The 15,361-nt window shown below is 35.5% G+C and carries 11 protein-coding genes; all 11 read left to right on the top strand.

What is annotated here, in order from left to right; all coding sequences use genetic code 11:
• The first annotated feature begins 15 nt into the window (after positions 1-15).
• Positions 16-2,592 (top strand): DUF4388 domain-containing protein, encoded by a 2,577-nt coding sequence (locus FBQ94_RS01795; RefSeq protein ID WP_007221136.1) that lies wholly within the window; start codon positions 16-18, stop codon positions 2,590-2,592.
• 105 nt (positions 2,593-2,697) lie between these two features.
• Positions 2,698-3,741, top strand: a complete 1,044-nt coding sequence (locus tag FBQ94_RS01790; protein ID WP_007221137.1) for an ABC transporter ATP-binding protein — start codon at positions 2,698-2,700, stop codon at positions 3,739-3,741.
• Positions 3,742-3,774: 33 nt separating this feature from the next.
• Positions 3,775-4,590 (top strand): ABC transporter permease, encoded by an 816-nt coding sequence (locus tag FBQ94_RS01785; RefSeq protein WP_285441952.1) that lies wholly within the window; start codon positions 3,775-3,777, stop codon positions 4,588-4,590.
• A 393-nt stretch (positions 4,591-4,983) separates the two neighbouring features.
• The gene (locus tag FBQ94_RS01780) at positions 4,984-6,123 is read left to right on the top strand and encodes an SDR family NAD(P)-dependent oxidoreductase (RefSeq protein ID WP_007221139.1); all 1,140 of its coding nucleotides are present in this window, start codon (positions 4,984-4,986) and stop codon (positions 6,121-6,123) included.
• On the top strand, positions 6,120-7,268 hold the full coding sequence (locus tag FBQ94_RS01775; RefSeq protein WP_007221140.1) for an NAD-dependent epimerase/dehydratase family protein: 1,149 nt from the start codon (positions 6,120-6,122) through the stop codon (positions 7,266-7,268). Before FBQ94_RS01780 ends, FBQ94_RS01775 begins: the two co-directional genes overlap by 4 nt.
• 96 nt (positions 7,269-7,364) lie before the next feature.
• On the top strand, positions 7,365-8,429 hold the full coding sequence (locus FBQ94_RS01770) for a nucleotidyltransferase domain-containing protein (RefSeq protein ID WP_285441951.1): 1,065 nt from the start codon (positions 7,365-7,367) through the stop codon (positions 8,427-8,429).
• A gap of 62 nt (positions 8,430-8,491) precedes the next feature.
• On the top strand, positions 8,492-10,042 hold the full coding sequence (locus tag FBQ94_RS01765) for a lipopolysaccharide biosynthesis protein (RefSeq protein WP_285441950.1): 1,551 nt from the start codon (positions 8,492-8,494) through the stop codon (positions 10,040-10,042).
• Positions 10,043-10,476: 434 nt separating this feature from the next.
• Positions 10,477-10,923: a hypothetical protein gene (locus tag FBQ94_RS01760; RefSeq protein ID WP_285441949.1), complete on the top strand. Its 447-nt coding sequence runs from the start codon at positions 10,477-10,479 to the stop codon at positions 10,921-10,923.
• Positions 10,924-11,099: 176 nt separating this feature from the next.
• A complete protein-coding gene (locus tag FBQ94_RS01755) occupies positions 11,100-12,362 on the top strand; it encodes a nucleoside/nucleotide kinase family protein (RefSeq protein ID WP_285441948.1) in 1,263 nt (420 codons plus the stop codon).
• Between the two features lie 137 nt (positions 12,363-12,499).
• Positions 12,500-13,753 (top strand): hypothetical protein, encoded by a 1,254-nt coding sequence (locus FBQ94_RS01750; protein ID WP_007221145.1) that lies wholly within the window; start codon positions 12,500-12,502, stop codon positions 13,751-13,753.
• Positions 13,754-13,821: 68 nt separating this feature from the next.
• Positions 13,822-15,361: right-handed parallel beta-helix repeat-containing protein (locus FBQ94_RS01745; protein WP_285441947.1), on the top strand; the 1,540-nt coding region annotated here is incomplete at its 3' end.

Below are 15,361 nucleotides of genomic sequence, written 5' to 3'. Positions count from 1 at the left end.
TAGTAAGGATACTTTGTGGATAAAAAAATGAGCCTTGGATTTGTGCCAGACCATATATCATTTTCACGACAAGTACATCTAACAGACTATCTTAATATCATCAGAAAACGTAAATGGGTAGTCATTGTTTTCTTTTTAGTTGTGGTTTCTATAGTTAGTTTCATATCATTTTCTACCACACCTGTCTATAAAGCCACTGCACAGATCATTATTGAACAGAGGTCCCCATTTGTAGATAAGATAACGGGAGTTATGAATGTAGATCCTAATAATAGAGACGATTACCAAACACAATATAATTTATTAATGAGTAGGAGCCTTGCAAAAAATGTTATCGAAGATTTAAAATTATGGAAGGAATTTGGTATCGATGAAATTCAAAATCCAAATTCTTCAACTTTACCTGTCGGTGTGTCTCGTGATTCTTTGATTTCGTCAAGCATTGACACCTCCGCCTCAAATATTCCGGTATCAGGGATATCAGCTACACCCTATCCAACTTGGATTGTAGATTGGTATTTATCAAAGCTTGAGATTGTACCTCTTCGCGAAACACATCTGGTCTATATTAGCTTCTTAAACGAATCACCTGAAAAGGCTGCACGTATAGCCAATGCACATGTCCGGGCATTTATCGCAAGAACCGTTCAGGAGCAGCGTTCATTCTCACAGCAAGCGATAGATTGGCTTAAGGCACAGATTCGAGGGCAAAAGATTAAAGTAGGAACATCCCAGCGTGCAGTTTACGAATACAAATATGAGCAACTTGAGTCATTTTCTATCGATGACAAAAATATTTTTGCATTACCGGAAATTATGCAAAGCCCTGTTATTCAAGATCTTCGTGCTAAATTAGCAGAGCTTAAGGCTAGGAAATTAGAGATGATTACCAAGTATGGTCCTAAGCATCCGAAGATGATTGAGATTAATTCCAGTATTGAGAAATTAGAGCAAGGAATTATTGACGAGGTGCAAACTGTAAGGAAGACAATCAAAGCAGAGTTAGACCGGATTGTAGCCCTTGAAAAAATAGCTCAGCAAAAAGGGGCTGTAGCTTATAACGAAAAGGCTATTAACTATGATATGTTGTCTCTGGATGCTGAAAGTGATCAAGAGATGTATGATATTCTGCTCAAGCAGGCAAAGGAGATTAGTCTTACCGGCAATATGGAGAAGAACGACATCCGGGTTGTGGATGAGGCTGAGGTACCACTTTTTCCAGTTAAGCCGAAGATATTTTTAAATATCTTTGTATCTGCAGTGCTAGGTTTGACATTTGGTGCAGGGCTTGCCTTCTTCCTCGAGTATATGGATAAAACGGTGAGAACCCCTGAAGATATCGCACAACGGCTTGGTTTACCAATGCTTGGGATGATACCTTATGATAAATCCCTAAAAAAAGGCAAAGTTCTTGCTTTGCAAGGTAATGAATCTCATCGCAATCAAAATAAACTTAAAGGTGTTTATACCCAATATGATGTTTCAGGAAGTTTTGTTACGAGATTACCATTGATGCAAGCAGGAATGTCTGGTCAGGTGCTTTTGATAGAAAGTACAACTAGTGGTGAGGGTAAAACTACTGTTTTGGCAAAATCAGCAATAAGTCTGGCAAGGGGTGGACTACGTGTACTTATGGTAGACGCTGATGTGCAAAGACCATCATTGCATCATTTATTTGGTTTAAAGAATGATGAAGAAAATGGATTGATTAATGCGATGTCCCGAGTGCTGTTACAGGAAATACGGCAGGGCTCTTTAAATAAGTATAGTGTGAGTGATCTTTTTTCTCTTCTTGCCCTTAAAAAACAAAGTGGACAACTTGTCATTACTAATGATTCTCAAACTATGACTGCTATCTTTGAGAACGGTTGCCTTATTCACATCCAGAGCCAGGATATTCCTTTTGCTAATCGTTTAGGAACTATGCTGCTACGGGGAGGTTTTATTACAGAAAGTCAGTTAAAAGATGCTATAGAGAGAAATCATCGTACGGGACAACCGTTAGGATACATCCTTATTAATGCCGGATATATTAATCAAGCTCAATTACAAGGACCTTTAAAGTTGCAAATGGAGGAACACCTCCAGAAACTTTTTAGTTGGAAACAAGGTACTTTTGTTTTTGAACCAGGTAGTGTGGAGAGATACGAAGATAAAAGAATTTATTTTGCAGAGGATTATACATCAATTATCAATCGTTTAGGCCGTATCTCAGGAAGTCGATTACTGGAAAGTGAGGTCCTCTCTCATGTGAAACCTGTTAATGAACCAAATTTATCACTCTTACCTGCGGGCATAGGGGATACAAGACCTGATGGTCCGCTCTATTTTACCCTTCTCTCAAAATTCCTGACTCTTCTGAAACAAAGGTACGATGTAGTCCTTGTGGATGCCCCGCCTTTATTAGATTTTATGAACGGTGTAACGCCTTTACTTTCATTAGTTGACGGTGTAATTTTTATTGTTAAATCAGGACATGTATCTATCGATTATATCAATAAGGCCACTAGCTGCATAAAAGATGCAAAAACTAATATCATTGGTGCTGTCCTGAATCAAGCAAAAATAAGGCATGGGTATTATTATAAATGAAATGAATAAAGAAATACTGCTTGAGAAAAGATGCTTGACCATGAGATATTTTTTGCTAAAGTTGTTAAGTCTTAAAGTGGCCAGTACCGTTTATAGGGATCTAAATTGCCTTACTGTATAGAGACATATAATCTTACAAAAAGATATCCAGTAATAAAAGGATATGGCGATATACTCTTGCATCCTTTTAGAAAGAAGGCTATTACAGCGCTTAATAATGTAAACATTCAGATAAAAAAGAATGAGTTGTTTGGCCTTCTGGGTCCAAACGGTGCAGGAAAAACTACCCTGATAAAGATCCTTTGTACACTGGTTCTTCCTACATCAGGAAGAGCACTTGTTAATGGCTTGGATGTTGAAAAGGATGGGAAGAAGATAAGAAAAATAATAGGCTATGTTATAGGTGATGAGAGAAGCTTTTATTGGAGGCTTACAGGAAGACAAAATCTTAGATTCTTTGCAAAACTCAACAATATTTCTCACAAGGAAGCTGATCAGAAGATCAAGAATTTACTGGAGTTTATGGAACTTACACGCGATGCAGACAGAATGTTTAAAGATTATTCTACTGGCATGAGGCAAAAATTGGCAATAGCCAGAGGGTTGCTTACAAATCCTGAGATTATTTTTATGGATGAACCAACGAGTGGATTAGACCCTATTACTGCCCAAAAATTAATAAGGTTTATAAGGGAAAAATTAGTTGGAGAGGAAGGGAAGACAGTAATATTTGCAACTCATAATTTGCATGAAGTTGAGGTACTATGTGACCAGATTGCTATCGTTAACGGAGGAAAGGTAAAAATTGCAGGTGCCGTAAAGGAAATAAAAAAGATGTTCCATTCAGAGAAAAGGTATGTAATAAAATTGAAGAGTGCAAAAAATAGTTTAGTAAGCAAGATTCAAAATATAGCTATCGCTAATAAAGTTACAACTATACCTGATGATATTACACCTGATAGAATCCAAATCGAATTTGAGGCTTTATCTGACAATGGGAATATATTCCAGATGGTTAAAGAACTAGTAGATATGGGCAGCGAGATAAGCTCCTTTTACGAAAAAGAAATTTCATTAGGAGAACTATTTTCAAGAGTTATAGATACCGGAAATAGTACTATGTCATTGCACACTATGGCTAAAATTTAATTTTACTATCCGGCATTTTAAACTTACATTATTATGAATAAATTGATAGGAAAATCGCTTGCTTTTGTTTGGAGAGATTTTATAAACCAGACAAGCTACAAGTTTTCATTTTTTATGCAATTTTTTGGCATATTCATATCAATCTTAACGTTTTTCTTTCTTTCAAGGCTTATAGGGGATGTTGGAGTATCATATCTCAAACCATACGGAGGGAATTATTTTTCGTTCGTTCTTATTGGAATTGCATTATTTAGCTATATTGGAGTATCAATAGAGGCTCTCTCAACAAGTATTAGAGAAGGGCAGATGCTTGGTACCTTAGAAGCCTTGTTAGTAACTCAAACAGAGATTCCAACTATCATACTTTCTTCTTCTCTTTATAGTTTTATACTTGCATCTTTCAAAGTAGCAATGTATTTACTCTTAGGAGTTTTTATATTCGGTATAGATATAAGTAGTGCAAACCTAATAGGAGCTTTGCTTGTTCTGTTTCTCACAATTGTCTCTTTTAGCAGCTTTGGAATATTATCTGCTAGTTTTGTTATGGTATTAAAGAAAGGAGATCCAATAAGCTGGATATTTACTAGCATTTTTGGAATTTTAGGAGGACTTTACTATCCTATTTCTGTCCTACCTAATTGGCTTCAAAAATTATCTTATTTATTACCCATTACTTATTCCCTGGAAGGAATGAGATTAGCCTTATTAAAAGGATGTTCTTTACGTGCATTAATGCCAAATATAGTAGCATTAATCATTTTTTCATTTATAATGCTGCCACTAAGTCTTTTTGTTTTTGGATATGCCGTTAGAAGGGCAAAGATAGATGGAACTCTGACACAGTATTAATTTTAAATGTCTATTTCAAAATCAAGGCAGTTGAGAAAATAAGAATGCTGCAGTTATTTTAAAACAAGATTGTATTTGAAAGTAATATAAGGCTTGTGTTTCGTTACTAAAGAGGCCATATCTTTTACATTGATTTCTTCGTATTACCTGTGAAAGTACAAGCTGAATAGTGATGATTACCAAGAGAGGAGGTCAGCCTTTCCCAACACTATTGCTGTTTAACAATGTATTAGTTTGGCTTATTACTATAGATGTGTTTGTTTTAGATAAGGTATGTAACCGGAAGTATCACATGATATAGTATGCCACACTAATTACTACATACTATTTTGCTGAGCCAACTCAATGCTCATTTTACTTCATTACAAATTAAGGGGGCGATAAAATAGCGATATGAAAGACTTTTATAAAGGTAAAAGGGTTCTTATAACAGGTGCTGCCGGAACCGTTGGAAGAGAAGTTGCAAGACAACTACTCTTCCTCATGCCTGCTGAAATTAGGCTTGTGGACAACAACGAGTCAGAAATGTTCTTTCTTATGGAAGAGTATAAAAATAAAAATGTCTTCTGTTTTCTTGGTGATGTAAGGGATAGGGAAAAGATAGAGAAGCTTTCATATGATATAGATATTATTATCCATTGTGCCGCCTTCAAACATGTTATTCTTTCTGAGTATAATTCCTTTGATGTCGTGCGGACGAATATCATAGGAGTTGAAAATATTATTGGCGCAGCAAGGAATTGTAATGTTAAAAATGTTCTTTTCACAAGCAGTGATAAAGCTGTAAACCCTACGAATGTAATGGGTACATCAAAACTTATGGGTGAGAGGCTTATAACAGCAACAAATGCTGTAAAGAGTAATAATCATGGTATTTTCAGCAGTACAAGGTTTGGTAACGTTATAGGCTCAAGAGGTTCTGTTGTCCCGTTATTCGTGAAACAAATAAAGAATGGAGGCCCTGTTACCGTTACCGATAAGAGGATGACCCGTTTTATTATGACAATAGAAGAGTCTGCAAGACTAGTTTTAAAATCTGTTACCCTTTCAAAAGGCGGGGAGGTCTTTGTAACAAAGATGCCCATAGTGAGAATTCCGGATCTTGCTGAAGTTATGATAGAGGTTCTTGCGCCTTGGTATGGTTATAAACCATCTGATATAAAGATTATAGAAATTGGTGCAAAACCTGGTGAAAAATTATATGAAGAGCTTATGAGTGAAGAAGAAGTCCATCGTTCTTTAGAATTAAAGGACATGTTTGTAATTACACCGGCATTTAAATCTATATATGGAGACATAAAATATGAATATCCTGATTTTGTCTCTAATCAATTACGAAAATCTTACGTATCTGTTAATGAACAACCCATGAGTAAAGACGACATTAAAAAGTACTTAATGGACAATAAGATCTTAGAGAATGTTGACAATAGTTTCCCTGGAATAAAAGAACCTTTAAACAAGAATATTATGGAAGACATCTTGGATAACAAAGAGAAGTTAAATAAAAATTTCTCTGGGAGTGTTATATGAGAGTTTTAATATTAGGCGCTGATGGATATCTTGGCTGGCCTACTTGTATGTATTTTTCTCAACGCGGGCATGAGGTTATAGGAGTAGATAATTACTTCAGGCGTAATGCCGCAGTAGAGCTTGATTGTGAGCCATTACTACCAACACCAAATTTGATTCAAAGGGCAAAGGTTTGGGAGGAACTTACCGGTAAAAAGATCAATATCCATATTGGTGATGCAACCAATTATACCTTTCTTCTCCAAATATTTAAAGAGTATAAGCCCGAGGCTGTTATCCATTATGCGGAGCAGCCGTCTGCTCCTTACTCGATGATAAACCGAGATAAGGCAGCTTTTACCCTTCAGAATAATCTTGTGAGTACCTTGAATATTGTATATGCAGTTAAAGAAACCAATCCAGACTGCCATATAATAAAACTTGGTACCATGGGAGAATATGGCACTCCTAATATCGACATCGAAGAGGGTTGGCTGGAAATAGAACATAAAGAGAGAAAAGACAAATTCCTTTTTCCAAGACAAGCAAGTTCCCTTTATCATACAACAAAGGTACAAGATACGGATATGCTTTGGTTTTATGTAAGGACATGGGGTATTAGAGTGACCGATCTGATGCAGGGGCCTGTTTATGGTATTTCTACTGATGAGGCAGACATCGACTCTCGATTGGTGCCCAATTTTAATTATGATGAGATATTTGGGACAGTTCTGAATCGCTTTATTGTTCAAGCCATAGCTAATTATCCCCTCACAGTTTATGGTAAAGGAGGACAGATAAGGGGATATTTAAATCTGAAGGATACTATGCAGTGTGTTTATCTTTCCGCAACACAACCAGCTAAAAATGGAGAATTAAGGATTTTCAATCAGGTAACAGAGACCTTCAGCGTTAATGAATTAGCTGATAAAGTTTACACAGTTGGAAAAGAACTTGGCTACAATATTAAGGTTGATCATATAGAAAATCCAAGAAAGGAAAAAGAAGAGCATTATTATAATCCGAAATACACTGGATTATTAGAACTTGGATTGAAACCTAATTACCTGACCGATGAAGTACTTGCAGGGATATTCAGAGTAGTTGAGCGATATAAAGATCGAATAAATAGAGAAGCAATTTTTAGAGGCATAAAATGGAAGTAAATAAAAGGTTGAGAAAAAAGGGTAGTAATGTGGGATATCTACGAGAGGGTTCTTTTTAAGTTTTTACTCTATTATCAACTAAGAAAAATACTATACATGATACAGGGAATAAAGGAATTTTATACACCGCTTGAATTACTTAACTTATACTACTCAAATGGCCAGTGTGGAGGGAATAGGAGAAACAAACTATGGCAAAAAATGAATTCTCTTCTTTCGTGGGATAATCTTTTAAATCATGGTTACCAATGGGATTTGTGCCCTCTGCTGTTCTTTATCATCTCAAAGGCTTTACCTAAAATAAATAACTCAATTCTTCAGCAGGATCAGGGAAAAACATGTCCTAAATCTATTTCATCTAAACTCCAGGAGTATTACCAACGCAGTCTTATAAGAAATATGATTTTGGTGGATGAATTAAAACGAATAGTTCTGGAATTAAAAGAGAATAACATCGAAGTTGCTACTCTAAAAGGGGGTTTTTTGGCTGAGAATGTGTATAAAGATATTGCCTGCCGACCTATGGGAGATTTGGATATTTTAATTAAAGATAAAGACAAAGAGAAATGCTATAAGATACTTTTAAATATGGGTTACGAGAATGTGGTGGAAAGCGCTCAAATACAGATGTTACACAGAAGTTTTTGCAAGAAAGTTAGGATGATGCCAGTAAACATTGAGATACATCACTATCTCGTTAAAGAGGTATTTATTCCAAAGTTTAACGTTGAAAATGTTTTTTTTGATAAAAATATTCCTCTTGAATATAATTTGATTTATCTTTCCTGCCATGGAATAAGGCACGGTCTTTATAGGTTTTTGTGGCTTTGTGATCTTGCAGAAATTATTAAGAATAATAAGGAATTGATAAATTGGGATAAAGCCTACAAAAAAAGCATAGATTATAATATTCAAAAACAGTTTCTATTTACTATGCACCTAACTACTATCCTCCTCTTGCCAACATTTTCAGGGATGAGCAACTTCTCATATAAGTATCTTTTACCGTATATTTCTGAATTATTATTTATAAGAATACAAAAAAAAATACTAAATCATGCTGATGAAAAAAGATTGAGACATTTATTAAGCATATGCATGATGAAGATAAGTGATCTAAAAGCTTTTTTCCAAAGATACATTCAATACAGAAAGATGTAAAGAATTGTTTGTAAACTACGTATAAAATGTGATATACCTTAACTTTTTGTCAATAAATATAAATGAATCAAGAGAATATTGTTCCTCTATCGGCCGAAAAACCCAGCCAAACAACTAAAAGTATGTCTCATCGTGCTTTAAGTGGGTTTTCATGGACATTTTCTGGTACTGGTGTACGAGTTGGCTTGGAGATGCTGGTACTCGCTATACTGGCTCGCCTTCTTACTCCAAAGGATTTTGGGATTGTTTCTGCTGCAATGGTTGTTGTAAGACTCTCTGAGGTCTTTGCTCAAATAGGTATTGGCCCAGCAATAGTTCAACGTCAGGATCTTAAAACAGTACATCTGCGTACCGGTTTCACAATATCCTGCCTTTCGGGTCTATCTTTAACGGGTCTCATTTCGTTACTTGCTCCACAGATTTCTGTTTTTTTTCACATGGAAGAACTTATACCTGTCATTCGGGGCGTATCGCTTGTTTTCCTGTTCCAAGGTATATCTTTAGTAGCGGAGTCCCTTTTACAACGAGAACTCCAGTTCCGATGGTTAGCCATAATTCAATCTCTATCTTATGCTGTAGGTTATGGCATTGTTGGAATTAGCCTTGCATTTTTAGGATTTGGTGTATGGAGCTTGGTTATTGCATATCTTTCACAAATGGCTTTTAAAAGCATCTTTTTGCTCAAGGTTAAGCCACATCCTAAACGACTGGCGCTTGAGCGACGTGCGATTGCTGAGTTAATGTACTTTGGCGGAGGATTTACCTTGGCTCGCATTGGTAATGCAATTGCAGGTCAGGGAGATTATCTGGTTGTAGGGCGTTGGCTCGGTGCAAATGCTTTAGGGCTTTACAGCCGGGCCTATCAATTAATGACAATACCAGCTATGCTTTTCGCAAAAATTTTAGACACGGTACTTTTTCCTGCAATGGCGCAAATTCAAACACAGCCAGAGCGCCTACGGGTTGCATACAGAAGAGGTGTTGCGTTAATTGCGTTGGTTGTTTTACCATCGAGCGCGGTTGCATATGTTTTATCGCCTGAGCTAATTATCGTAGTTTTTGGGCCTAAATGGCTTGAAGTTGTTATGCCTTTTAAAATTTTTGCTATAGCCATGTTGTTTCGCACGAGCTATAAAATGAGCGATTCTCTTGCAAGAGCTACGGGAGCTGTCTATAAAAGGGCTTGGCGTCAAGGTGTTTATGCGGTATTAGTTTTAGGAGGAGCATGGATTGGCCAATTTTGGGGTATATCCGGTGTAGCATTCGGAGTCTTTGGAGCTATTATGGTTAACTTTATACTTATGGCTCATCTTAGTTTGGTAGAGTTATCAGTGTCCTGGAGGGATTTTTTTATTGCCCATATATCTGCAATACCCTTGACCTTGATTGTTTTATCAGAAGTTTATATTGTGACTACGGCATTGAGGAATTTTGCTATGCCAGCAATAATAATTCTCATTGTATCGATAGTTATTATTACGCTTACAATGGCCTTGTTGTTACGTTTTGCTTCTAAAATTGCCTTAGGAGAAGCTGGTATATGGATGTTTCAGACATTATTGGGTTATGTAAAAAAAAGACGCACTTCATCTACGAGTAGGGTAAATGGTTAATGCCGAGGTTTACCTATCAGTAACCATTGGAATATAAGTGCACAGGTATAGGATATACAAGAATACTTTATGAGAATTACATTCTCTCTTTGTATTCCTAACTGAGAACTAACTTCTATAGCTGAATGGTGTTTACAAAGATTTCATGATATTGAAAGATAACTGCTATTATGATTATTGAAGTAACGGGGGAACCTGGTATAGGGAAGACTACTTTATTACGTGAGATTTGCAGTAGGCTTGATTGTAAACCGATATTATACTCAGATAATTTAGTTTTGAGACACTTTAAATTTGATTTTATTAGATCAGTATTTTTGCGCAAGATTTCAACTGATATATTATTATTTTTATTATTCCTTCCCTATATTAAAAAATATAAGAATTTTTTGCTACATGCTGTAAATATACTGAAGGATGTTAATGAGAGTAAAATGTTTAAGATTAATATTCTGAGAAATATTATACTCAAACTTGGAAGATTTGAGTTTATATCTAAGAATTTTGCTCACAAAATAGTTCTCGTTGATGAAGGTATATCTCATATCCCTTTTAATCTTATCGATTATGGTGGCAAGAGAGAAATTAATCTTGAATCAATATTTGCGTCATTGGAATCTATAGTCTCTAAGGTAAAGGTTGTTGTACTGTATCATAAATCAATAAACATCGGACTTCGTCTTACACTGCGGGGTCATCAAAGGATTAAAAAAAAGGCAAGGTATTCAGTGGACCAATTTGTTTATTTAAACAATCGATTAGCGGAGGCGTATAAATCAATGCCTGGGGGTGTATTTTTAGATAAGAGAGTATTGGAATTAGGTACCGAGCGAGATTATAGAGAGATCGTTCCTTTTTTTGAGAGAATAATTGAAAAATGAATAACTCTGCTCTTCATCTCTCAAAGCAAATTATTGCTGCGCTTAACTCAAATTCGATCAGCTACTGTTATTGGAAGAATAATCATGATCTTATGAAAAGCTTAGCCGGTGAAGATGATTGGGATTTGCTTATCAATAAGGATCACTATTCGAGTTTTATGCGAGTCATTCATTCCTTGGGTTTTAAAGAAGCGTATAACCCAAAGATTTATTTTCCTTTTATTTCCCATTTTTATGGACTGGATGTTGAAACTGGGAAATTTCTTCACTTACACGTACATTTGAAGATCATTACCGGAGAAAGCCATACGAAGAATTATCATTTACCATTAGAGAAAATGATTCTTGATAATACAATCAGCCATCCTTCCGGATGTAAGCTTCCTCAACCTGAAGTAGAATTGATTATTTTTGTTCTTCGGTATTACATAAAAATCTCATGTATACCAGGAGCAATCCTTATTTGGAAAAGAAATCGAGCCTTTCATGAAGAATTTTCTGCTATTTATCGTAATGTTGATCTGAATAAGACTCATACTCTTTTGAATTCTTATTTTCAATACATTTCAGTTAGGTTCTTTTCAGAAATGATTGATGGATATATCCGCAAAAGGACATTCAGAAAGAGGGCACTTATTGGTCTTAAATTGAGGTGGAAATTATCTTCTTTGTGCCGTTTGGGTGTTGTTGGTTCATTTGTTGCCCGTTACTATCAGATAGTGTATCGACTAATGAATAAACTGACCTTTAAAGAAAAGAAATTTCTCGTTACTGGTGGATCCATTATTGCTATTACCGGCCTTGATGCAACGGGTAAATCAACCATTACATCAGAATTGCAACGCTGGTTAAACGCCCATTTTAATACGCGTTTTCTCCATGTTGGAAGGCCAAAAGCAAGACTTGAAACTTTATTATTTAGGGCTGTATTATGGTTAAAAAAGACAAAGGGTGTAAATTCAGAATCCCCCGCTACTGAGCTAAAAAAGCAAAGTATTATTTTTGCTATACGCTACCTAATTTTAGCTTATGAGAGGTTTCAGCTTTTAAAAATAGCCAATCGCTTAAGGGCAAATGGTTATATTGTAATCTGTGATCGATATCCATCTCTGAATTTAGGAAAAATGGATAGTCCTCGAATTGGTAAAGTAAATAATAATACTCTTGTGAAGTTTATGGGACGAATAGAAGATAAGCTATATAAGACGATGCCTGTTCCTGATGCAATTTATAATCTTAAAATACCGGTTGACGTTGCTATTAAACGAAACCAATTACGAGTGAAAGATGATAAGGAAACAGATGAGCAGTTGCGCTGTCGTTATGATGAAAATTCTGATCTTTGCTACAATGCCCTTAGTTTTGAAGTAATAGATACATCACGGGAATTCCAAGTTGTAATGAAAGAATTAAAAGAAAAAATATGGGTAAAATTATAGTAAACTTATTTGGTTATGAAAGAAGACGTTCATCGGGTTTTTCTGAATCTTATGGCTACATTAAATATTAAAATTTTCTGTAGTTACAAATAAGACAAGTTTCGTCTTTTGATTTTTTTATATATGTATATTTTTCAATGAATGTTTTTAGTCAAAAACAATATACAACAGTTGGTATCTTAACGATTCTCTCATTTGCAATGCTACCATTGTATTTGTTTTCTTCAGGTGGATTTCAGCTTGTAGATGTGATGATTGTTTTACTCTCATTAGCCATTTTTATGGCGATCAATACTAATGAGGTTCAAATAGGGAGCTATTTAATAAGTCCATTTATTCCTTTTATCTCATGGTCAATTATTATTAACTCATACTATTCAATGTACTCCATTTCAGAAGGTGGATACTTCCTTAGTACAATTCAACTGATTTTTGGATTTTATATATTATTCTTATTTTCTATTGTATTTAATCGGATTTTATCAGATCCAAGGGGTGTAAAGTATCTCTATTGGAGTTTATTAGCTGCATGCATAACCCCATGGTTATTAGAGGCTAAGCGTGGATCAATTAGAAATGCATTATCATTTAACAATCCAAATCAATTAGCGTATTATTCAATATTAATACTTTCCATGCTCTTGTTGGTCAATTCAGTTGATGCAGAAATACGAAATAAAGGTAAAATGCGCTGGATATTAACTATTGCAATTTTAATATTTTCAAATATCTTCGTTATTATATCCGCTTCGAGGGCTGGATTTGTTATTGTAATCTTATTGGATATTTATTTCTTTTATACCCTATTGAGACGACATACAAAATTATTTTTATTCCTGGTATTTATGATTGTGCCTCTTTTAATGATTGCCGTGCAGAGTAAGGTTATTTTGAACAAGAAGTCTTCAAACGATATGGCAGAAGTTAATCATATACAAACAATAAATAAGAGATTCAACAAAAATGATATAATAGAAAGTTTAAGTAAGCGTGCATTTGGGCATATTGAAGACAAAAACGATTTCAGTATTATTTTTGGTGGCGGTGCTAATAAAGGTCATCTTGGAGTGGCAAAAGTCGAGTCTATGTTAATGTTAGAAGCGCATAATATGATAATGGAGATCTTTGATTCTTATGGGATTATAGGTGTTGTATTGTTTTTAGGAGGTTCGGTGATTTTTGTAGTTAGGCTTGGAGGTTTTCCCTATAAATGGTTTTTCTTTAGTACCTTGTTATTATACAATATCTCTCATAATGGCATTCGTTTTCGATGTATGTGGGTAGCTATTGCATTGATTTCGGTTGCTGCCCTTGCCAGTAGCAGGCGTCAAAGCAGCAAATATTATCAGTTATCAGAGCTACAAGCAGCGAATCGTTATTGTCGGTCATAACAAAACTGAATTTGGAAATATTTTCTATAATAGCTCTTACCATAGAATATAGGTAGTAAGAATAGATATTGAATATTTTCTTCATTTTATTTATAGTTGTTGCAAGTTTATGTTGTAATTATTCTTTATGTAAGCAAGATTTTGCCTATGGGAATTTCTATTATGTTGATTCAAATAAGGGCGATGATGGAAATATAGGAGACTTATCTGCTCCCTGGAGAACGATAAAAAATAGTGTTTCGGGATTACAACCGGGAGATACCCTCTATCTCAGGGGTGGAACTTATTATGAGAGTCAAATTAAAATTAGTAATCAAGGGACTAAATCGAAAAAAATTATCATAAAAAATTATCCCGATGAATCGCCAATTATTGATGGAGGTTATGCAGAGTTTAGAATAGTTCCCAATTCTGATTGGGAGATTCACGATGCTAAGAAAAATATATATAGGTCGGTAAAAACTTATTCTTCTGCAGATTATGTCTATGGATATTTTGGGCCCGATAATAATTGTCGCCTTATCTCTTATGAAAGTTATCATGATCTTAGCGCAGAGAATGAAGATTATACTGCTGTTGGTGATGTTTATCTCGGTCCCGGCATATTCTGGAATAGTTCTAATGAGAAGATATATATCAGGCTGAAGCCCAGTAAGCAACAAATGGCTATGGGGCATACTACTCCATCGAACAATGATCCGCGTCTTACAAAGATGTTTATTTTTTCTCATCATGAAATAATCATTTTAAGCAAGAAGTCCTCTTACATCGATATTGAAGGTGTTAATCTTAGGTATCAAAATAATGCTTTTGAATTTAAATCAGGGTCAAATAATATTCTTATAAAGAACTCAAATGTGTTAGGTGGCAGGACGCATATTTATGTAAATGACAACGCCCACGACCTTGTCTTTGATGGTGTTAAGATTGAAGATTCTGTTCCTCCCTGGATTGCCTGGACTGATGTGAAAAGGGGTAAAAAACCAGCGCACCGTTTTCAAGGGACTGCAATATCGATAGAGGGTTCAGCGCATGATATAGAGATCAAGAATTGTATATTCGAAAATACCTGGGATGGAATTAATGCTACTAGCTCAGCATTTGACCTCCACATCCATGATAATGTATTCAAGGGTACCCGGGATGATGTAGTTCAGTTAGGGTCCGGCTGCTCTGATGTTGAGATCAATCACAATAAAATGATCCTCGTTTCAAAAGGGATTTCCAGGCATGGATCAGGTTCTTCTCCTAAACCAGGGACAAAGTATATCCATCATAATATTATTGATTGCAGTAAGCCAATGCTCGGTGGAAGACGTGATCCAAATAATTTACTTCTAGAAAAATATCAAAAATATCATGGTCCGAATGATGATGGGATGGTATGGGCGCGTCCATTTGGTAGCCACAGGAGTGGTGGATATGGCGGGGGTGATCCATGGAAGATATACCATAACACCATTATCTTTGGGAAGGAATTGAATGATAGGGGAGCAGGGCATGAATATGTTCTCGAATCTTTTTATCCGGGGTATCCCCAGGAGGTTTATAACAATATCATCATTCAGACGATGGATCATTGGCTGGCTAGAGATTGCAGGGTGGCAG

This window comes from Candidatus Jettenia sp. AMX1 (genome assembly GCF_030263775.1).
Classification (GTDB): Bacteria; Planctomycetota; Brocadiia; order Brocadiales; family Brocadiaceae; genus Jettenia; species Jettenia caeni.
This window is presented reverse-complemented; position numbering and strand designations above follow the sequence as displayed.